Annotated in this window: 21 protein-coding genes; 6 read left to right on the forward strand and 15 right to left on the reverse strand. The window is 33.8% G+C overall.

Features of this window, described 5'->3' with window-relative positions:
• Window position 1: 1 nt before the first annotated feature.
• Both fabF and tkt read left to right on the forward strand, forming a co-directional pair.
• On the forward strand, window positions 2-1246 hold the full coding sequence (fabF, locus tag HA145_RS08995) for a beta-ketoacyl-ACP synthase II (protein ID WP_209128800.1): 1245 nt from the start codon (window positions 2-4) through the stop codon (window positions 1244-1246).
• Between the two features lie 43 nt (window positions 1247-1289).
• A complete protein-coding gene (gene tkt, locus HA145_RS09000) occupies window positions 1290-3296 on the forward strand; it encodes a transketolase (RefSeq protein ID WP_209128801.1) in 2007 nt (668 codons plus the stop codon).
• A gap of 14 nt (window positions 3297-3310) precedes the next feature.
• Here the strand turns inward: tkt and thiC are convergent, their stop codons facing one another.
• The 5 genes from thiC to ruvB form a co-directional block, all read right to left on the reverse strand.
• Window positions 3311-4681, reverse strand: coding sequence for a phosphomethylpyrimidine synthase ThiC (thiC, locus tag HA145_RS09005; protein WP_209128802.1), 1371 nt, complete (start codon window positions 4679-4681; stop codon window positions 3311-3313).
• A 193-nt stretch (window positions 4682-4874) separates the two neighbouring features.
• Entirely contained in the window at window positions 4875-5090 is a 216-nt protein-coding gene (locus tag HA145_RS09010; RefSeq protein ID WP_209128803.1) for a DUF3188 domain-containing protein, read from the reverse strand.
• Window positions 5087-6271, reverse strand: coding sequence for an amidohydrolase (locus HA145_RS09015; protein WP_209128804.1), 1185 nt, complete (start codon window positions 6269-6271; stop codon window positions 5087-5089). Before HA145_RS09015 ends, HA145_RS09010 begins: the two co-directional genes overlap by 4 nt.
• 3 nt (window positions 6272-6274) lie before the next feature.
• Entirely contained in the window at window positions 6275-7063 is a 789-nt protein-coding gene (locus tag HA145_RS09020; protein ID WP_209128805.1) for a tetratricopeptide repeat protein, read from the reverse strand.
• Entirely contained in the window at window positions 7050-8108 is a 1059-nt protein-coding gene (gene ruvB, locus HA145_RS09025) for a Holliday junction branch migration DNA helicase RuvB (RefSeq protein WP_209128806.1), read from the reverse strand. Before ruvB ends, HA145_RS09020 begins: the two co-directional genes overlap by 14 nt.
• A 52-nt stretch (window positions 8109-8160) precedes the next feature.
• Between ruvB and smpB the strand changes: the two genes are divergently transcribed.
• Complete coding sequence (smpB, locus tag HA145_RS09030; RefSeq protein WP_209128807.1) at window positions 8161-8655, forward strand: SsrA-binding protein SmpB; 495 nt, start codon at window positions 8161-8163, stop codon at window positions 8653-8655.
• Window positions 8656-8679: 24 nt separating this feature from the next.
• On the opposite strand, the gene HA145_RS09035 is transcribed toward smpB, so the two are convergent.
• From HA145_RS09035 to HA145_RS09060, 6 genes are all read right to left on the reverse strand, one after another.
• The gene (locus HA145_RS09035) at window positions 8680-8928 is read right to left on the reverse strand and encodes a hypothetical protein (RefSeq protein ID WP_209128808.1); all 249 of its coding nucleotides are present in this window, start codon (window positions 8926-8928) and stop codon (window positions 8680-8682) included.
• A gap of 28 nt (window positions 8929-8956) precedes the next feature.
• A complete protein-coding gene (gene lysS / locus HA145_RS09040) occupies window positions 8957-10495 on the reverse strand; it encodes a lysine--tRNA ligase (RefSeq protein WP_209128809.1) in 1539 nt (512 codons plus the stop codon).
• A gap of 50 nt (window positions 10496-10545) precedes the next feature.
• Window positions 10546-11292: a response regulator transcription factor RpaB gene (gene rpaB, locus HA145_RS09045; RefSeq protein ID WP_209128810.1), complete on the reverse strand. Its 747-nt coding sequence runs from the start codon at window positions 11290-11292 to the stop codon at window positions 10546-10548.
• A 183-nt stretch (window positions 11293-11475) separates the two neighbouring features.
• Window positions 11476-11991, reverse strand: a complete 516-nt coding sequence (locus tag HA145_RS09050) for a hypothetical protein (RefSeq protein ID WP_209128811.1) — start codon at window positions 11989-11991, stop codon at window positions 11476-11478.
• Window positions 11988-12740 carry a rod shape-determining protein MreC gene (mreC, locus tag HA145_RS09055; protein ID WP_209128812.1) on the reverse strand — a complete coding sequence of 251 codons (753 nt, stop codon included), beginning with the start codon at window positions 12738-12740 and terminating at the stop codon, window positions 11988-11990. The genes HA145_RS09050 and mreC overlap by 4 nt, the downstream gene beginning before the upstream one ends.
• 4 nt (window positions 12741-12744) lie before the next feature.
• Window positions 12745-13797 (reverse strand): rod shape-determining protein, encoded by a 1053-nt coding sequence (locus HA145_RS09060; protein WP_308789015.1) that lies wholly within the window; start codon window positions 13795-13797, stop codon window positions 12745-12747.
• Window positions 13798-13927: 130 nt separating this feature from the next.
• Here HA145_RS09060 and HA145_RS09065 point away from each other — a divergent pair, with 130 nt between their 5' ends.
• Window positions 13928-14299: a single-stranded DNA-binding protein gene (locus tag HA145_RS09065; protein ID WP_209128813.1), complete on the forward strand. Its 372-nt coding sequence runs from the start codon at window positions 13928-13930 to the stop codon at window positions 14297-14299.
• Here HA145_RS09065 and HA145_RS09070 read toward each other — a convergent pair.
• Together HA145_RS09070 and ahcY are read right to left on the reverse strand one after the other, a co-directional pair.
• Window positions 14296-14955 carry a DedA family protein gene (locus HA145_RS09070; protein ID WP_209128814.1) on the reverse strand — a complete coding sequence of 220 codons (660 nt, stop codon included), beginning with the start codon at window positions 14953-14955 and terminating at the stop codon, window positions 14296-14298. The genes HA145_RS09065 and HA145_RS09070 overlap by 4 nt on opposite strands.
• A 2-nt stretch (window positions 14956-14957) precedes the next feature.
• The gene (ahcY, locus tag HA145_RS09075; protein WP_209128815.1) at window positions 14958-16376 is read right to left on the reverse strand and encodes an adenosylhomocysteinase; all 1419 of its coding nucleotides are present in this window, start codon (window positions 16374-16376) and stop codon (window positions 14958-14960) included.
• Between the two features lie 51 nt (window positions 16377-16427).
• Here ahcY and tsaE point away from each other — a divergent pair, with 51 nt between their 5' ends.
• Window positions 16428-16865: a tRNA (adenosine(37)-N6)-threonylcarbamoyltransferase complex ATPase subunit type 1 TsaE gene (gene tsaE, locus HA145_RS09080; RefSeq protein WP_209128816.1), complete on the forward strand. Its 438-nt coding sequence runs from the start codon at window positions 16428-16430 to the stop codon at window positions 16863-16865.
• Here the strand turns inward: tsaE and HA145_RS09085 are convergent.
• Window positions 16823-17821 carry a carbohydrate kinase family protein gene (locus HA145_RS09085; protein WP_209128817.1) on the reverse strand — a complete coding sequence of 333 codons (999 nt, stop codon included), beginning with the start codon at window positions 17819-17821 and terminating at the stop codon, window positions 16823-16825. The two genes, tsaE and HA145_RS09085, sit on opposite strands and share 43 nt — an antisense overlap.
• A gap of 89 nt (window positions 17822-17910) precedes the next feature.
• On the opposite strand from HA145_RS09085, the gene HA145_RS09090 reads away from it, so the two are divergent.
• Complete coding sequence (locus tag HA145_RS09090; protein WP_209128818.1) at window positions 17911-18825, forward strand: alpha/beta fold hydrolase; 915 nt, start codon at window positions 17911-17913, stop codon at window positions 18823-18825.
• Here the strand turns inward: HA145_RS09090 and HA145_RS09095 are convergent.
• Window positions 18810-19811 (reverse strand): RpoD/SigA family RNA polymerase sigma factor, encoded by a 1002-nt coding sequence (locus tag HA145_RS09095; RefSeq protein WP_209128819.1) that lies wholly within the window; start codon window positions 19809-19811, stop codon window positions 18810-18812. The two genes, HA145_RS09090 and HA145_RS09095, sit on opposite strands and share 16 nt — an antisense overlap.
• Between the last annotated feature and the right edge of the window lie 4 nt (window positions 19812-19815).

The following is a 19815-nucleotide window of genomic DNA, read 5'->3' on the forward strand; positions in this document are numbered from 1 at the left end:
AATGCCAAATTTCCATCGAGTAGTTATTACTGGTATCGGAGCAGTAACTCCAATTGGTAATAACATTGATGAATATTTAGTCGGTCTTCAAACAGGAACTAATGGTGTTTCAGGTATTACTCTCTTTGATCCTGAACAACATCCTTGCAAATTTGCTGCAGAAGTAAAAAATCTTCAATCTGAAAACTTTATTGAAGCTAAAGAATCCAAAAGATGGGATCGTTTTTCCCAGTTTGGAGTTATTGCTGCAAAGCAAGCCTTTAATGATTCTGGACTTGAAATTACCGAAGCTAATGCATCAAGAATTGGAGTGATTATTGGTTCTGGTGTTGGAGGCTTACTGACTATGGAAAGTCAAGCTCAAACATTGAGTCATAAAGGTCCCAAAAGAGTAAGTCCATTTACAGTCCCAATGATGATTCCAAACATGGCAACTGGATTGGCTGCCATAGCTTTGGGTGCAAAAGGACCAAGTTCCGCAGTTTCAACCGCTTGCGCTGCTGGTTCAAATGCAATTGGTGATTCTTTTAGATTACTCCAACTTGGAAAGGCAGATGCAATGGTCTGTGGAGGAGCAGAAGCAAGTATTACGCCACTTGGAGTAGCTGGTTTTGCTAGCGCCAAAGCTCTTTCTTTCAGAAATGAAAGCCCTCTAACTGCAAGCAGACCTTTCGATGCGGAAAGAGATGGATTTGTTATTGGAGAGGGATCTGGAATTCTTGTTTTAGAAACTTTAGAAAATGCACAAAAAAGAAATGCGAGAATTTATGCAGAAATAATTGGATATGGAACAACATGTGATGCGCATCATATTACTGCTCCATCTCCTGGCGGGGTTGGAGGGGCCAAAGCTATCAATTTAGCAATTGAAGACGCTTCTCTTAGCCTCGAAAAAGTTGATTACATAAATGCTCATGGAACAAGTACATCAGCTAATGATAAAAATGAAACTTCTGCAATTAAATCTATTTTTAAAGACAGATCTTACCTCATTCCTGTAAGCTCTACTAAGTCGATGACTGGTCATCTCCTGGGAGGCTCAGGAGGTATAGAAGCTGTAGCTTGTATACTTTCTTTGACACATAATTTTATCCCTCCTACAATTAACTACGTCAATCCAGATCCTGAATGTGATCTTGATTATGTACCAAATAATGCAAGAGAAGCTCAAGTAGGAGTTGCTCTTTCTAATTCTTTCGGCTTTGGTGGTCACAATGTTTGCCTTGCTTTCAGCAAAATGAATTAAAGATTACCAATTCTGTATTTCCAACTTAACTTATTTTAAAACAATGGTCGCTGCATCTATTTCATTAGAATCACTTTGTGTAAATAGTATAAGAATGCTTGCTGTAGATGCAGTAAATAAATCTAATAGTGGACATCCTGGATTGCCAATGGGGTGTGCTCCTATGGGTTATGCATTATGGCAAAACATACTTAATCACAATCCCAATAACCCAAAATGGTTCAATAGAGACCGTTTCGTATTATCAGCTGGTCATGGCTGCATGCTGTTATATTCTTTGCTTCATTTAACAGGATACAAATCAGTATCTATAGAAGATATTAAAGAATTTAGACAATGGGGATCAAAAACTCCTGGACATCCAGAAACATTTGAAACTGAAGGTGTTGAAGTTACAGCTGGGCCTCTCGGAGCAGGAATTTCGAATGCAGTTGGTCTAGCAATAGCTGAAACTCACTTAGCAGCCAAATTTAATAAGCCTGATTGCAATATCGTTGATCACTATACTTACGTAATAATGGGTGACGGCTGTAATCAAGAAGGTATCGCATCAGAGGCCTGCTCGTTAGCTGGTCATCTTAAGCTTGGAAAATTAATTGCACTCTATGACGATAATCAAATTACAATTGATGGGCGAACCGACGTTTCTTTCACCGAAGATGTTTTAAAAAGATACGAAGCTTATGGATGGCATATACAACATGTTGAAGATGGGAATCATGATGTTAAAGGAATAACTGAAGCTATCGAAAAAGCAAAATTAATTACAGACAAACCTTCAATTATAAAAATTTCAACAACCATCGGTTATGGTTCACCCAACAAATCAGATACTGCTGGAATTCATGGAGCAGCTGTTGGAGAAGAAGAAGCCGCATTAACTAGAGAGTTTCTAAATTGGGAATATCCTCCATTTGAAATACCAAATGAAGTATATGCGCACTTTAGAAAATCAATAAATAAAGGCGAAAGCTTAGAGAAAGAATGGAATTCTAAATTTGAAGAATATCAAAAAAAATACCCATCTGAAGGAGCCGAATTAAAGAGAATGTTAAATGGCCAATTACCAGAAAATTGGGACTCAGATCTCCCCTCTTATACACCCGACGATAAAGGGTTAGCCACAAGAAAGCATTCACAAATATGCTTAGGTTCTTTAGGGCCTAACCTACCTGAATTAATTGGTGGATCTGCAGATTTAACTCACTCTAACTACACAGATATCAAAGGAGAAACTGGATCATTCCAGCCTCATAGTCCTGAAAAAAGATATCTACATTTTGGTGTACGAGAGCATGCTATGGCAGCTGTTCTTAATGGTATTGCTTATCACAATAGTGGTCTTATTCCTTATGGTGGAACCTTCCTTGTTTTCGCCGATTATATGAGAGGTTCAATGAGGCTTTCAGCACTCAGCGAATTAGGCGTAATCTATGTATTAACCCATGATTCAATTGGTGTAGGAGAAGACGGTCCAACACATCAACCTATTGAAACTATCCCTTCTCTTCGAGCCATGCCTAATATGCTAGTTTTCAGACCAGGAGATGGAAATGAGACAAGTGGAGCTTATAAACTTGCTATTCAAAATCGAAAAAGACCTTCAGCCCTTTGTTTAAGTAGACAAGGTATGCCAAATCAAGAAAATACTTCGATAGACAAAGTAGCTTTAGGAGGATATATAGTTTCCGATTGCGAAGGAACACCAGATCTAATATTTATTGGTACTGGAAGCGAACTAAATCTTTGCATTGAAGCAAGTAAGGAAATTTCAAGCTTAGGTAAAAAAATTAGAGTTGTTTCTATGCCTTGTGTGGAACTTTTCGAAGAGCAAGAAGAATCTTACAAAGAAAGTGTTTTACCTAGTAGTGTGAAAAAGAGAGTCGTAGTAGAAGCTGCCCATTCATTTGGTTGGCATAAATATACAGGTTTTGATGGGATTTGTATTACTATGGATAGGTTTGGTGCATCAGCACCAGGGGGAGAATGTATGAAAAATTTTGGATTTACAGTTGAAAACGTAGTTAATAAAACTAAGGAAATTTTATAATTATTAATTGATAACTACACTGAAGTATTACATTCTTCAAGTTTATCTTTTAACTGATCAAGAGATTCATCAGAAATCTTTGAATTCATTGGACAATGTTTAGGACCACACATTGAACAAAACTCGGCCTTTTTAAAGATTTCTTCAGGTAGTGTCTCATCATGGTACTGCTTTGCCCTTTCTGGATCTAATGAAAGTGCGAATTGTTTATTCCAATCAAAGTTATACCTTGCATGACTAAGTTCATCATCTCTATCACGAGCGCCAGCTCTATGTCTTGCTATATCAGCAGCATGAGCAGCTATCTTATAGGCAATTAATCCTTCTCTTACATCTTCGGCATTTGGTAGACCTAGATGTTCTTTTGGGGTTACATAACATAACATAGAAGTTCCATACCAACCTGCCATCGCAGCTCCAATAGCACTTGATATATGGTCATAACCAGGTGATATATCTGTAACTAATGGACCTAATACATAAAAGGGGGCTTCTGAACATTCTTCCATTTGCTTTCTCACATTAAACTCAATTTGATCCATGGGTACATGACCAGGACCCTCAACCATTACTTGAACATTATGTTCCCATGCTCTTCGAGTAAGTTCGCCTAAGGTTTTCAATTCAGCTAACTGAGCATCATCAGAGGCATCATGCAAGCATCCTGGCCTTAGTGAATCTCCAAGAGAAAAAGTACAATCATATTTTTTAAAAATCTCACAAATATCATCAAACCTTGTGTAAAGAGGATTTTGCTTAAAATGATGTAACATCCATTGGGCTAGAATACCCCCTCCCCTACTAACAATTCCAGTAATTCTTCCCTTGACTTTCGGCAAATGCTCTATTAATAGCCCAGCATGAATAGTTTGATAGTCTACGCCTTGCTGACAATGTTTTTCAATAATATGAAGAAAATCGTCTTCAGTTAGTCTATCTATTGAACCATGTACACTTTCTAAAGCTTGATAAACAGGAACTGTTCCAATGGGAACAGGAGACTCGTGAATAATTGCTTGCCGCACTTCATCTAAATTTACTCCTCCTGTAGAAAGATCCATAACAGTGTCTGCTCCATATTTAACTGCTAGTTTGAGTTTTTCTACTTCTTCATTGATATCACTTGCATTAGGGGAAGCACCAATATTCGCATTAACTTTGCATCTAGAAGCAATACCTATAGACATTGGCTCAAGATTCAAATGATTAATATTAGCTGGAATAATTAATCTTCCTCTTGCCACTTCTTCCATTATTAAAGAAGAAGGAAGATTCTCTTTTTTAGCAACAAAATCCATTTCTTCAGTGATATAGCCGTTCCTTGCAAAGTTCATCTGAGTTACATTGTCTTTCCCAAGACGAGGCTTAATCCAAGAACTTCTCATAATTCATCAATTTTAAAGTTTTTATTACTAAAGTTTGATCAAATTTCCACTTCCCTGCCTCAGAATTTATGATTCAGGTTCAAAGGGTATGATCTCAGCTAAGTCTAATTTCCTAGCACCCCTAGTATTTATTTTATTAATAGCTCTTTTCTCAAAAATAGTCATCAAATGTTGCTTAAAAAAAATAAAAATTTTATTTAAATTTTTGATAAGACTTTATCTTTTTTAAAATATTTTTTCTAGCCAATCTTCTTCCTAAATCTTTCTCCAAGAGAATTGAAATCCCCATTAAGCCAATAGGTAAATAAAAAATCTTCTTATTATTCTCCCTTAAAATTAGACCAATAAAAGATATAAGAATCATAAAGGGAGCCACAAAAGACAAAATAAATCTTGTATTTATTTTCATTTATCAACTTTATTTAGTATTTCATTATTTAATTTTACTATGGATTCTGTTATTACTTTAATTCCAACAGCAATAGCTCTTTCATCTGGATCAAATTTAGAACTATGTAATGGAGCACATCCATTTGAACTAGAAACACCAAGCCTAAACATAGCCCCAGGGACTTCATTCAAGAACTCAGCAAAATCTTCAGCACCTAATGATGGTTTTTGTAATTCAATAACATTTTCTTGACCCAGAACCTTAATCCCTGAATCTCTGAGGACTTTATTAATTTCATAATTATTATTTACTGGTGGAGTAATTTCCCTAAATATTACTTTTACATCAGCTCCGCAACTATTAGCTAAAGATGAAATATTTTCATCGAGCCAATTACCAATATTCTTAAATAATTTAAGATTAGTGCATCTAACAGTACCAATTAAATTAACCTTTTCTGCAAGAACATTGAATGCATTGCCACCGTTTATTTTACCAAAAGTTATCACTACAGGATCTAAAGGATCTAATTTCCGTGTTATTAATTCTTGAATTCCAGAGATAACTTTGGAGGCGACCCAAATAGCATCAATCCCTTCATGAGGTCGAGCACCATGTCCTGATTTCCCTTTAATCTCTACCTTGAGTTCTCCAGCAGCCGCAGTTAAACTTCCTTCTTTAATCCCAATAGTCCCTACAGATAAATCGGGGTATACATGAACTCCTAAAATATGAGATAAACCATTAGTTGCGCCATCCTTAATCATCCATTTAGCTCCACTAGCAATTTCTTCAGCAGGCTGAAAAATTATCCTAGTTCCATAATTTAGTTTTAAATCCTTAACAACTTTTGCTACACCCAATCCAATCGATATATGCATATCGTGACCACATGCATGCATCACTCCATCAACTTTTGAAGAATAACTTAATTTGGTTTCCTCGAATATTGGTAAAGCATCCATATCCACCCTTAATCCAATAATTCCTTTGTCCAAGGGACCAAAATCAGCTATTACTCCAGTCTTGCCAATAGATTCTCTAACATTCCAACCAATATTCTTTAAATAACCACTTATCAAAATAGCTGTTTGGTTTTCAAATCCACTTAATTCTGGATGCGCATGAATATGTCTTCTTAAATTGATTAATTCATCATTAAACGAGTCAATTATTTTAAAAAGCTGATCTCTACTCATTAGTTACTTTAAATCAATGAAGTGCATTAAATCAATAATTGGTTGTGGAGGCCATCTTCTTATTTTTTTTAACCATTCCTCATCACTATATCTAGGATCTAATTCAGTTACTGCTATCCAGTTACTCTCCGCGTTACCAGCTTCACCCCTAGACCAATTCAAAGCTGTTAAAGCTGCCCTAGCATCTGCAAAAGTTGGATAACGCCTAATTAAATTTTTTAATTCTTTTTCAGACTCATCAATATGTCCCAACTGCAAATCTGCTAACGCCATACTTGACCTTGCCATAGCAAATCCAGGATTATATAAAGCAGCTTTTGAAAATAAATCTCTTGCTTTTGCCCAATGTGATGTAGACCCTTCAACATTGGCCAAATTATATAGCGCAGAGGAATTTTTACTATCTTGGGAAATAACATATGTATAATCTTTTTTCGCTTGCGACCATAGACCTAATGCTTCCTCGGCAATACCTCTATTAATGTAAGGATCTATCTCGCTAGGATTCAAATTTATCGCCTTATTTTGATCATCTATCGATCCCTCGATATCTCCAGTGATAAGCCTTACATTACCTCTATTACTAAAACCTGCAGCATCGTCAGGATAAGAATCGAGATAAAGATTCCATTCTTGTAAGGCGAGATTAAATTCACCTTTTGAACTTAAATCTAATGCATTTTGAAACAAATCCTCTCTCAAAGATAATGAATAACATGGTGCAATATAAAAAATATTGACAAAGAAAAAAATTAATAAAAAACAAACCTTAACTTTTTTAAAAGTTATCATTTTTTGAATCAATGTACTTTTTTCCTAAAGCAGTAATCAGTCTTCCACGAGGAGTTCTCTTAAGAAAACCCATTTGAATGAGATATGGCTCAACTACAAATTCTAACACTGAAGAATCATCTCCCAATGCGGCAGCTATTGAATCTAAGCCAGTTGGAATATGATTGTTTTGACTTAGAAAAGATAAATATTGTCTATCTAAAGAATCCAATCCTTTCTCATCTATTTGGTAAGAATTTAAAGCTTTTTTTAATAAATTTACTGAGATAATATTAGTTTCTTGAATAACTTGAGCATAATCTCTAACTCTCCTTAATAATCTTAAAGCAATTCTTGGAGTTCCTCGAGATATCTTTGCTAAATCATATGATGCTTCGTCATCTAAACAAATGTTTATTAATCGAGAGAAATTAGCAATTATTTGTTGTAACTCATCGTATGTATAAAATTCAATTTTTTGAGATATACCAAATCTATCTCTTAGAGGGGGACTAATTGAGGCTAGTTTAGTTGTCGCGCCAACCAGAGTAAACCTTGGAAGATTAATTGTTCTACAACGTGCTCCTCTATTAGCTCCCATAGTCAAATCTAACCTGAAATCCTCCATGGCAGAATATAACAATTCTTCAGTTAACTTATTTAAGCGATGTATCTCATCAATAAATAAAACTTCACCTTCTTTTAATCCAAGCAGTAAGCCTACAATATCTCTAGGCCTTTCAATTGCTGGTGCAGTAGCTATCCTACATTTTGTATTCATTTCATGGGCTATCAAAAAAGCTAGGGTAGTCTTACCTAAACCAGGCTGTCCATATAAAAGAGTATGTTCCAAAGGCTCTTTTCTATAAATTGCAGCATCTATAGCTATTCTTAAAGAAGACTTAAGATGTTCTTGGCCAATAAATTCTTTTAGATTAAGAGGACGAGCTAAATTAAGATTATTATTTCTTTTTTCTTCTGGAATAATTTTTGAATCAACTAACCTAAGCTCTTTTTTTCTAAGAGAAAATTCATTATCGCCAATATTGGAAGAAATTATTGCCATAATGAAAGGTTAATTGCAATTGTTCTTTGTAGAAAGATTTTTTACAACTAAAATGGCAAAAAATTCAACCAAAGTTAAAAAAAATACCAAAAAAGAAAATAATTTTAAACGTCTTGCAGAAAATAGATATGCAAAATTTCAATATGCAATATCTGAAACAATCGAAGCTGGAATTGAACTTTTAGGAACTGAGGTAAAGTCTATTAGGAACGGAAAAGCTAATTTAAGAGATGGGTACTGTTCATTTAGGGATGGCGAGATTTTATTATTAAATGTTCACATTTCACCACACAAAAATGTTGGGTCTTTTTTTAATCATGATCCATTAAGAAACAGAAAGTTGCTACTACACAAAAAAGAAATAATAAAACTAAAAGCCAATACTGAAAAAAAAGGAATGACTATTATTCCATTATCTCTCTATTTAAAAGGACCGTGGATAAAACTAACTATTGGAATTGGTAAAGGGAAAAAATTACATGACAAACGCCAAGATGAAAAACAAAAAAGTATGAAAAAAGAAATTAATTCTGCACTAAAAAGGTAAATATATTATCCAGATTTATTGAAATTATGAATTTAAACTTACTGAACTTGGAGGAGGGGAAGGATCTGGATCGGCAATTAACATATGCTGTAAAACAGTTTCAGGCCTCTCACTATCTCTCCAGCGAATTTTGTAAGCAGGCATTTTTGTACCCCTGCTCGTAGTCTGCTCTACTGGTTCAATAACCCATCCTCTTCTTGATCGGCCTTGAGGATTTCTTTTCACTACTGCATCCGCGTGTTTGAAACGGAAACCAACACGTTCACCACTCATTTAAAAAATTCGTATTGGATTAATTTATTTATTTTACTTCATTCAAGGGTAATTTTTCATTTTTATTAGAAGTTATTTCTGGTTTTAACAATGGGAAAGGTATTACATCTCGAATTGATGGACTATTAGTAATTAGCATAATAAGTCTATCAATGCCTATACCTAATCCTCCTGTAGGAGGCATACCAATCTCTAAAGCATTCAAAAAATCTTCATCTATACAATGAGCCTCAAAATCTCCTTTATCTCTAAGAGATTGCTGTAATTGCATTCTTTCTCTTTGATCTACTGGATCTATTAACTCACTAAAAGCATTTGCCAGCTCTCTTCCAACAATAAATAGCTCGAATCTCTGAACCATTTCTTTATTATCAAGATGAGGTCTAGCTAGAGGGGAAATTTCAATAGGATAATCAATAACAAAAGTAGGTTCTATAAGTTCTGATTCTACTTTTTGTTCGAAAACCTCATTTAAAAGTCTGCCAATAGTATTTACTTTATTAGAAATTTGAACATTAATACTGCTGACAACTTCCTTTGCTGCTTGAAAATCTCCCCTGAAAGCATCAAAATCTATCCCTGTATATTTCTTCACTATATCTTTCATGGATATTCTTAACCAAGGTTTAGAAAAATCAATTTTCTTATTTTGATAATTAATAACTAAAGATCCACATGCATCGAATACAACATCTTTAATAAGTTCTTCTGTTAAATCCATCATATCAACATAGTTGGAAAAAGCTTGATAAATTTCAACTGAGGTAAATTCTGGATTATGCTTTGTACTTATTCCTTCATTACGGAAAATTCTTCCTAATTCATAAACTTTCTCAAATCCTCCAACAACCATTCTTTTTAAATGCAATTCTGTAGCTATTCTTAGATACAAAGGAATATCTAATGTATTGTGATGAGTAATAAATGGTCTTGCTTCAGCACCACCAGCTTCTGATTGCAGCATAGGAGTTTCTATTTCTAAAAAATTTCTATTATCTAACCATTTTCTTATAAAACTTATAGATTTTGCTCTTATTTTAAATACATTTTTTGAGTAAGGATTCACTATTAGATCTAAGTAACGTTGTCTATATCTTTTTTCAATATCAGTTAATCCATGCCATTTATCCGGTAAAGGCTGTAATGATTTGGATAACATTTCCCATTTTTCTACTTTAATTGAAAGCTCGCCTTTATTAGTTTTTTTAATAGTTCCATAAACGCCTATCCAATCACCGATATCAACTATTTCCTTAATATCTTCAAAAGAAAGTAATTTTTGATTTTCTAAATTAAGATTAATAATGCTTTTATCTAAATAAAGCTGAATCTGTCCTTCTTGATCACTTATCGTAAAAAAAGCAATTTTACCCATTACTCTTTTTGCCATTACTCTACCAGCAATAGAAACACTGAATTCTTCTTCTTGACCATTTTCTAAATAATCAAATTTTTGTATGAGAAATTTTATATTATGAGAAACTTTAAAACTCTCTGCATAAGATGCAAATCCTTTATTAACTAATGCATTAGCTTTTTGTAAGCGAGATTCTCTTATTTCAGACAAAATTTATTTTAATATGTTTGTTTTATTTAATCAAAGTATCAGACTAAGGCTCAACTTGCCAAAGATGTTGCTGTTTCGCCAACTCTCTGAGATGCATAACCAATCCCTCGAACAGTTAATATTAATTCTGGATTTCTAGGATCTGGTTCCAATTTACCTCTTAGTCTAGCTACATAGACATCCACAACTCTTAAATCTGCGGCTCTACGAGGAGGATACCCCCAAAGCTGTTCTAAAATTTCGGCTCGTGGAACAACTTTACCTGGCTCGTCGAATAATAATTCTAGAAGGCTAAATTCAGTATAAGTTAAGCTAATTCTATCCCCTGCTCTAGAAACTTGTCTGCGATTAGTATCAACAACTAAACTTCCAAATTTCATGACACCTTTGCCAGATGGAACTTCTTTCGTTTCAGCAACTGCTACAGTGGGGCCCATTCTTCTCAAAATAGTAGCTATTCTAGCTTCGAGCTCTTTTGGGCTAAATGGTTTTGACAAATAATCATCAGCACCTAGATCTAAACCAGCAACTCTCTCTGAAATTGCCTCTAGAGCGGTTAAGAATATAATTGGTACTACCGATTCAGCTCTAATTCTTCTGCAAACTGCGAATCCATCCATTTTTGGAAGCATTACATCAAGAACTATCAAGTCTGGAGAATCTCTATGAAATGACTCAAGAGCTTCTTCGCCGTTAGTGGCTGAATAAACTTGATATCCTGCTAGTTGAAGTCTCGTAACTAATACCTTCAAAACTGCTGGTTCATCATCAACAACTAAAATACTTGCTTTTGACATAGTAAAAATAGATTTCCAGATATTTCAAAGCAAAGATTTATTGCATTGAATATTTATTCTAACAATTAAAAATATAACATTAAGAACCCTCAAAGAGATATTCCGCACATTTACAAAAATCTTAAATAATTTAAGAATATAAATTTTTTCGCACACTTTTTATTGATTTACAAAAATTTATTACTACACATTTCTCCTAGAAAACTTAAACATTCTTAAAAGTTGGGAGCAAATAAAAGGAGCAAATAAACCTGTAAGAAAAACTTCAGCCAATATGTTTTGAATACTGGGTATAAACAGTAAAAAAGTATAATTTGAAAAATTTTTAAACAATATCTGAAAGAAATAAAGAGTCCCACATAAAAGACTTCCAAAAGAACAAATTAATCCATATCTAAAATGACCCACTAAATTATAACCATGTGTTTTAATTCTCCCAAACAAAAAGCCGCACAAAATTAAACCTGGTATTTGAGTGAAATTATTATCTAAAGTTAAAGAATCTAAAATTAGACCTAAAAATAACCCAAATATCAGTCCATTAATTGATCCATTAATCATTGACCAAGGCAATAACCAAAATAAGGGCCAATATGGCTGAATACCTAAAAAACCAAGCCAACTAGGATGCCATAAGAAGATTATTGGTACAAAAATAAAAAAAAACATAGGCAAATTTTTTGCAAAAAATTTATTCATTCAATTTTTACTTTTAATATTTGCACCCAATCAATTAGTTGAGGTTTTGCTAAAAGTAATATTTTTGCCTTTTTTTTTCCTTTAAATGGCTCTTCTATAGATTTGACAACACCAATAGGAATATTTGGAGGTAATAAAGTACTTGAGGGAGAGGATGATACAAAATCTCCTACTTTTATATTTGCATCTTTTGAATAGAGTATTAAATTAGGATAATCATCTCCTGAACCGATAAGTAATCCATTAAGTTGAATTCTATCCACCCATACCCCTACTGTACTTTCTGGAGAAGTTAATAATGTTACCGAAGAAGTCAATAAAGAAGTATTATTTACTCTTCCTAGTAATCCACCCGGCCCCAAAACAATACTACCAATTTTAACACCATCTTTTGAACCTTTATTTAATATCAATTGTCTCCACCAACTACCTGTTTTTCTAGAAATAACTGCAGCAGAAATAGCATCATTATTAGATGATCCTTGAAGATATAACATTTCCCTCAATCTCATATTATCTTTTTTAAGCAAGTTAAATTTTATTAAATTTTCATTGTTTATGCTCTCAAGAATGACCTCTTTTTGAAATTGGCCAGGCCAAAAAGGCTTCGAAATAAAATAATAAAAATCTTTATAAAGATAACCTTTAGATATTCTTACGAAAATCAAAAAAAGAAAAATTCCAAACAATATCCAATTTTTCTTTTTATGCCACCAACGACTAGCTGAAATTCGTCGGAGTTTTAACATATTATTAATCTCTAATCGCGTTCCTTATAAAGTCTGGAGTATCAACAACTCTTTTGAGCTTTTTAAAATCATCTAAAACCTCTCCACATCCATTAACAACGCACAAGAGTGGGTTTTCAGCTATGTGTGTAAAAATTCCCGTTTCATCACTAACCAAATCATTAATGCCTCTTACTAAAGCTCCACCACCAGCTAGCATAATGCCCCTATCCACAATATCTGCAGCAAGTTCAGGTGGGGTTCTCTCTAAAGTTCTTTTCACAGCTTCAACTATTTTGCTAAGTGGATCAGCCATAGCTTCTCTTATTTCTCCTGATGTCAAAGTTATTGACCTTGGAAGACCAGATAAAAGATGTAAGCCTCTTACCTCCAAAGAAGTTTTATCAAATTCATCATCTGGAAATGCAGATCCAATTTTGATCTTAATATCTTCAGCAGTTCTCTCTCCAACAACTAAATTATGAACTTTCTTAAGATATGAAGCAATTGATTCATTGATTTCATCGCCAGCTATTCGAACCGATTCACTTAATACAGTCCCACCCAAACTCAATACTGCTACCTCAGTGGTGCCACCGCCAATATCAACGATCATAGTTCCAACTGGCTCAGTTACTGGTAATGATGCGCCTATTGCCGCCGCAACAGGTTCATCAATTAAGTGAACTTCTCTAGCTCCTGCTAATCCAGCTTCTCTTACAGCTCTTCGCTCAACACTGGTAACTCCACTTGGAATACCAATAACTATTCTTGGAGCTATTATTCCCTTACCTTCGTTACATTTTTGAATAAATGTTTTTATCATTTGCTCAGCGGCGTCAAAATCTGCGATAACTCCATCTCTTAGTGGTCTTACAGCTCTTATATTCCCGGGTGTTCTGCCAAGCATTAACTTTGCTTCTTTACCAACTGCCAATGGAACTCCTTCTTCTAAATCCATTGCTACTACTGAGGGCTCTTGTAAAACAACTCCCTTACCTGATACGTGTATAAGAGTATTGGCTGTTCCCAAATCTATGCCAATGTCTCTAGAAAATTTAAATCTGTTAAAAATCACAATAAGAATTCTTTTTATAAATAATATATCTATTTTTTATAAAGCTCTCACAATTCGCCTGTTTAGTTATGATTAGCACGCAAAACTTAAGCAGAATCTGGAAATATGAGTAGTATTAAAAAAAAAAATTATGGAAATTAACACTATTAACCTAGTTGGTAGAGCTGGTAGAGAACCAGATGTAAGATATTTTGAATCAGGCAGTATCGTAGCCAATTTCACTCTTGCTGTGAACAGAAGAAGCAGAGATGAAGAGCCAGACTGGTTCAATTTAGAAATATGGGGCAAGCAAGCCCAAATAGCAGCAGATTACGTAAGAAAAGGGTCCTTAATTGGAATAACAGGAAGCTTTAAAATTGATAGTTGGAAAGATAAAAATACTGGGGAAGATAGATACAAACCGGTTGTTAGAGTAGATAGATTAAACTTGCTAAGCTCGAAAAAAGAGTCTGAAAATAATCAATATTCTAACAGCAGTAACTCTAGTGAAATCCCTTTCTAGTCTCTATATTTTTTAATAAATCTAATAAGAAGTTTTATAAAAAAATATAAGAAAATTAAAATTAAAATTGGCTTTACAACATATTTGATTTGATCTAAGTAAATTTCAATTATTGGATAATTTTCACCAAATAAATAACCTGCATAAGTGAGAAGCGCTACCCATATCAAGCTACCAAATGAAGTCCAAATCAAAAATTTTCTTAATGGCATAAGTTCTATGCCAGCGGGAACTGAAATCAAAGTTCTTATACCTGGTACTAATCTGCCCCAAAAAACTAAAGAAACTCCGTATTTATCAAACCACCTTTTACTTTTAATTAAATCATTAGAAGAAATACCCAAATATTTTCCTTGTTTATCTAGAAAATTTGAAAGTCTTTTTTCATTTACTAATCTTCCTAGATAATACCAAGGCAATGATCCAAAAATAGTTCCAAGTAATCCCCAAAAAACTAAAATATAAAAATTTAATTTTTGTTGATAGACGAAAAACCCTCCCAAAGGCATAATAATTTCCGAAGGTATTGGAGGTATTATATTTTCTAAAAACATAGCCAAACAAATAGTGAGGTATGCAATTATTGAATTCTTTTCTACAGCCAAACTAATGTAGTCGGGGATTGAAGTAAGAAAATTTAAAAAAATAAGGCTCAAACTTAATATCTATAAAGATCTGGTTTATAAGGTCCTTCAATAGAAACATTAATATAATCAGCTTGTTCTTTGGTTAATTTTGTTAATTTTGCACCAATTTTATCGAGATGTAATCTAGCTACCATTTCATCTAAATGTTTTGGTAAAACATAAACCTCCTTAGAATAGTTTTCTGACTTATTGAAAAGTTCAATTTGAGCTAGGACTTGATTAGTAAAAGAATTACTCATAACAAAACTTGGATGTCCAGTGGCACAACCCAAGTTAACTAGTCTACCTTCAGCTAAAAGGATTATTTTATTGCCACTCGGTAAAGTTATGTGATCAACCTGCGGCTTAATATTTTCCCATGGATAATCTTTCAATGATGCCACATCAATTTCATTATCGAAATGGCCAATATTACAAACGATGGCCTCATTCTTCATCTTGACAAGATTTTCGTTTGTTATTACCTGATAGTTCCCAGTTGCCGTAACAAATATGTCTATATCCTGCACAACATCGTCTAATGTAACAACGCTGAAACCTTCCATGGCAGCTTGAAGAGCACAAATTGGATCAACTTCAGCAACTTTTACAATTGCACCAAGTCCTCTTAGAGACTGGGCTGATCCTTTACCTACATCTCCAAAACCGATTACTAAAGCAACCTTCCCAGCAATCATCACATCAGTGGCACGCTTGATGCTGTCAACTAGAGATTCTCGGCAGCCATATAAATTATCGAATTTGCTCTTAGTTACTGAATCATTAACGTTAATTGCAGGGAAAGGTAGAGCATTTTGCTTTTGCAGTTGATAAAGTCTTGCGACTCCCGTTGTAGTTTCTTCAGTGACACCAATAATATTGCTCTTAATTCTAGAATAAAAGTTACTATCATTTTCCAACTTAGATTTTATAGATTTGAATAAAGCAATTTCTTCTTCGTTACCGGGATTATCTAAAACAGATAAATCTTTTTCTGCTTTACTGCCAAGTATCAATAAGCCAGTTGCATCTCCCCCATCATCAAGAATCATATTCGGTGAGTCGGATCCCCAATCAAGAATGTAATGTGTATATTGCCAATATTCATCAAGTGTCTCACCTTTTTTTGCATATACAGAAATTCCTTGATCTGCGATAGCTGCGGCAGCATGATCTTGAGTTGAAAAAATATTGCATGAAGCCCATTTCACTTCTGCGCCAAGATCAACAAGAGTTTCTATTAATACTGCAGTCTGAATAGTCATATGAAGACTTCCAGCTATTTTTGCACCTTTTAGTGGCTTTTCAGATTGATATTTATCTCTAAGCGCCATTAATCCTGGCATTTCAGTTTCGGCAATTTTAATTTCTTTACGACCAAAATCTGATAAAGAGATATCAGAAATTACGTAATTAGGTGTAGAGGTTTTAACTGAATTTGCGATTACCATATCGTGTAAATACTTTTTCTATTAAACTATAAATGATTTTTGTGTAATTTTGTGTTTGTTGAGAATTTAAAAGAGACTTTAAATTTAGGAAAAAAACTGTCACACAAATTAAATCCTCAATCAATTGTTTTATTACAGGGTCCAATTGGAGCTGGGAAAACTTCATTTGTTCAAGGGATTGCTAAAGGCTTGTCAATCTCTGAGGAAATTACAAGCCCTACATTTGCTTTATCGCATCACTATAACTCTGGAAAAATTCCACTAATTCACCTTGATTTATACAGGTTAGAAAATGTTTCTTCAGCAAAAGAAGTTTTTTTTTCAGAAGAAGAAGAGGCCATACAAAGACGAGCTATTTTAGTTATTGAATGGCCAGAATTAATAGAACCAGTTATTGATAATTTCTGGAAAATAAAAATTAGTTACGCAAATAAATATGGAAGAAACTACGAAATAAGAGATCCCAGAAATTTGTTAACCTTCTCATAATCGGGCTGTGGCTCGATAGCACCTTCACCAAGACAAGTTAATAATCCACAAACACCTGCAAACTTAATGCAATCTTCTGTCTCTAGTTTATTTGAAGGGTAGCCAGAAGAAATTAATTTTGAAATTAAGCCAGCTAGAAAAGCATCTCCTGCCCCAGTTGTATCAACAATTTTTTGTGAAGTAGGGGTTTCGGTAATTCCCTGCAATCCACTGATATACCAAGAAACGGGATGTTCCCCATCAGTTATTATTACATCTGGTCTATTAGACAATTGTTGAGAAATTAGTAAGGGATTTTCATCCTCAAAAAATAAAGTTGCTTCTTCCTTAGCAAGTTTTAAAACATTAGCATGATTTAAAAATTTCTTGATTAAATTAACTCTAGCCGCTTTACTAATTTCTGATGAAAAACTTGAATGATCCCAAAAGACCTCTCTCCAATTCAAATCAATAACTACTTTGACTTCCAATTTTTTAGCCTGTTCAATAAGAAAAAAAATAGTCTCTGCTGATATTGGTGATGATAACAAGATCGTTCCTGTAACCAAATATTTTGTTTCTAGAAAAGATTTCTGCAAATTTAAAATTTCTTTTTCGATTAATTTCTTACTAAGAACTTCGTCTGCAAAGAATGAATGAGAACTTTCCTCAAAGCCTGAAAAAAAACGATCTCCAAATTGATCTCTATCTACATTAACCAAGCGAGTAGATGAATCATCATATAATTGCAAGAAATCTAAATTAACTTCCAATTCATTAAATTGCCTAATAAATTTTTTTCCATAATCATCACTCCCCAAACTTCCTATAAATGTTGAATCTATTTTTAATTTTCTTAATGCACAAGCAACATTAGCTGGAGCACCTCCCAAAAAATCTGTAAATCCTTGATTTGATTTATTTCTGATTCTGTCTATTAAAGCCTCTCCAATGCATATGACCTTTTTCCTTTTCATAAAATGAACTATTTTACTTAACTAAGAATAATTTATTAAAAACGAATAATTTTTTTTTGAATTAAAGTTTAATTAAAAACATATTCATCGTGTCTTTAAATAAATCTGAAACTTGGAAGTGGAAAAATTGGGAAATTTCATGGTCTTTATCAAAAGAATCTACTTCTGAAAAAAATATTAAAATTTTATTAGTTCATGGATTTGGAGCATCAAAAAACCACTGGAGACATAATCAAGATTTTCTTGGTAAATTTTCTAACTGCTACGCAATTGACTTATTAGGATTTGGAGAAAGCAGTCAGCCTAGTGCTTTATTAAATTACGAAGCTGATAAAGAAAACTCAATTAAATATTCATTTGACTTATGGGGTAGTCAGATATCAGCATTTTGTGAAGAGGTAATAAAATCTCCTATTTACTTAGTTGGAAACTCAATTGGTGGTGTTATTGCATTGAAAGCTGCTGAAATTCTCAAAGATAAATGTAAGGGAGTGATTTTGATTGATTGCGCACAAAGAACTATGGATGATAAACGTTTAAAAAAAAGTGATATATTAATGAATCTACTTAGACCCGTTCTTAAAACGATAGTAAGACAAAGAATAATTAGTAACACACTTTTTACGAGAGCTGCCAATCCAAAAGTTATTAAGAAAATACTTGAACAAGCTTACCCGTCCAAAAAAAATATCGATGAAGAGTTAATTGAAATATTATATCAACCCTCACAAAGACAAAACTCCAAAGAAGCATTTCGTGGCTTTATTAACTTATTTGATGACTATCTCGCTACAGATCTTTTTGATAAAATTGAACCTCCCATCCAATTGATTTGGGGAGAAAAAGATCCTTGGGAATCCTTAGGTGAAGCTAAAGAGTGGAAGAAAAAATTCACGAATATAAAGCGGTTAGATATTATCGAAGGTGCTGGACATTGTCCGCACGATGAAGAACCTGAAAAAACAAATCAGTTAATTCTTGAATTTATTCAAGAAACAAAATAGGCTTCTACGTTATCACTAAGTCTTCTCAAACCTCTGAGTCCATCTCTTTCTAGATTTCTAACTCGGTCCCTACTTATTCCAAGTACCCTACCTATACCTGTAAGAGACATTGGTTCATCACCATCCATCCCATATCTCATTCTTAAAACTCTACATTGGAGATCTGGTAATTGATGCAAAAGAGAATGAAGATCTCCTCTCATACAATCCATCTCTATCTGTTCGTCTGGCAAGTCCTCACCACCTGCTAGTAAATCTAATAAGACAGTATCTTCACCATCTCCAACTTTTGTTTCAAGACTAACTGGCTGCCCTGCCTTGCACATCAAATCTTTTACATCATCTTCAGGAAGCTCTACATATTTAGCAAGTTCACTAACTGTAGGAGTCCTAGACATTTCTTGACTCAACTCTCTTTGACCTTTTTTTAATTTATTTAACATCTCGGTTATGTGAATTGGTAACCTTATTGCCCTGCTTTTTTCCGCTATTGCTCTAGTAATACCTTGTCTAATCCACCAGTATGCATATGTAGAAAACTTATAACCTCTTGCGGGATCAAATTTTTCTACACCCCTTACTAATCCTATAGTTCCTTCTTGTATTAAATCTAATAATTCCATGTTTCTTTTTGTATATTTTTTTGCAACACTAACCACTAATCTTAAATTAGCTGCGACCATCCGTTCTTTAGCCCTCTGACCAGCTCTCAATCTTTTTTTGATTACGGAAGTAGATAAATTTAATTTATTTGATAATTCCTCTATAGTTGGTTTATCTCCTGTTAATTCAATAATTTCTAATTCTGCTCTTTCGACTTGCATATATTCTTGCACCTGTCTTCCAAGCGTAATTTCCTGCTCATGAGAAAGAAGTGGAACTCTGCCGATATCCCTTAAATAGGATCTGACAAGGTCGACATCATTAGAGGCTTTTAAACTTGATATTGTCGCTAGTTTATTCTCACTTAATGTTTCAGAAGACATGAAA

Origin of the sequence: Prochlorococcus marinus XMU1411 (assembly GCF_017696075.1) — a bacterium.
Classification (GTDB): Bacteria; Cyanobacteriota; Cyanobacteriia; order PCC-6307; family Cyanobiaceae; genus Prochlorococcus_A; species Prochlorococcus_A marinus_V.

What these genes read in the sequence shown, in the direction of transcription:
- thiC (WP_209128802.1), bottom strand. Translation starts at nt 4,681, where the DNA reads ATGAGAAGTTCTTGGATTAAGCCTCGTCTTGGGAAAGACAATGTAACT.
- ruvB (WP_209128806.1), bottom strand. Translation starts at nt 8,108, where the DNA reads ATGGCAATAATTTCTTCCAATATTGGCGATAATGAATTTTCTCTTAGA.
- smpB (WP_209128807.1), top strand. Translation starts at nt 8,161, where the DNA reads ATGGCAAAAAATTCAACCAAAGTTAAAAAAAATACCAAAAAAGAAAAT.
- HA145_RS09015 (WP_209128804.1), bottom strand. Translation starts at nt 6,271, where the DNA reads ATGAGTAGAGATCAGCTTTTTAAAATAATTGACTCGTTTAATGATGAA.
- fabF (WP_209128800.1), top strand. Translation starts at nt 2, where the DNA reads ATGCCAAATTTCCATCGAGTAGTTATTACTGGTATCGGAGCAGTAACT.
- tkt (WP_209128801.1), top strand. Translation starts at nt 1,290, where the DNA reads ATGGTCGCTGCATCTATTTCATTAGAATCACTTTGTGTAAATAGTATA.
- HA145_RS09095 (WP_209128819.1), bottom strand. Translation starts at nt 19,811, where the DNA reads ATGTCTTCTGAAACATTAAGTGAGAATAAACTAGCGACAATATCAAGT.
- ahcY (WP_209128815.1), bottom strand. Translation starts at nt 16,376, where the DNA reads ATGGTAATCGCAAATTCAGTTAAAACCTCTACACCTAATTACGTAATT.
- HA145_RS09085 (WP_209128817.1), bottom strand. Translation starts at nt 17,821, where the DNA reads ATGAAAAGGAAAAAGGTCATATGCATTGGAGAGGCTTTAATAGACAGA.
- HA145_RS09065 (WP_209128813.1), top strand. Translation starts at nt 13,928, where the DNA reads ATGGAAATTAACACTATTAACCTAGTTGGTAGAGCTGGTAGAGAACCA.
- rpaB (WP_209128810.1), bottom strand. Translation starts at nt 11,292, where the DNA reads ATGTCAAAAGCAAGTATTTTAGTTGTTGATGATGAACCAGCAGTTTTG.
- HA145_RS09050 (WP_209128811.1), bottom strand. Translation starts at nt 11,991, where the DNA reads ATGAATAAATTTTTTGCAAAAAATTTGCCTATGTTTTTTTTTATTTTT.
- mreC (WP_209128812.1), bottom strand. Translation starts at nt 12,740, where the DNA reads ATGTTAAAACTCCGACGAATTTCAGCTAGTCGTTGGTGGCATAAAAAG.
- HA145_RS09010 (WP_209128803.1), bottom strand. Translation starts at nt 5,090, where the DNA reads ATGAAAATAAATACAAGATTTATTTTGTCTTTTGTGGCTCCCTTTATG.
- HA145_RS09020 (WP_209128805.1), bottom strand. Translation starts at nt 7,063, where the DNA reads ATGATAACTTTTAAAAAAGTTAAGGTTTGTTTTTTATTAATTTTTTTC.
- HA145_RS09035 (WP_209128808.1), bottom strand. Translation starts at nt 8,928, where the DNA reads ATGAGTGGTGAACGTGTTGGTTTCCGTTTCAAACACGCGGATGCAGTA.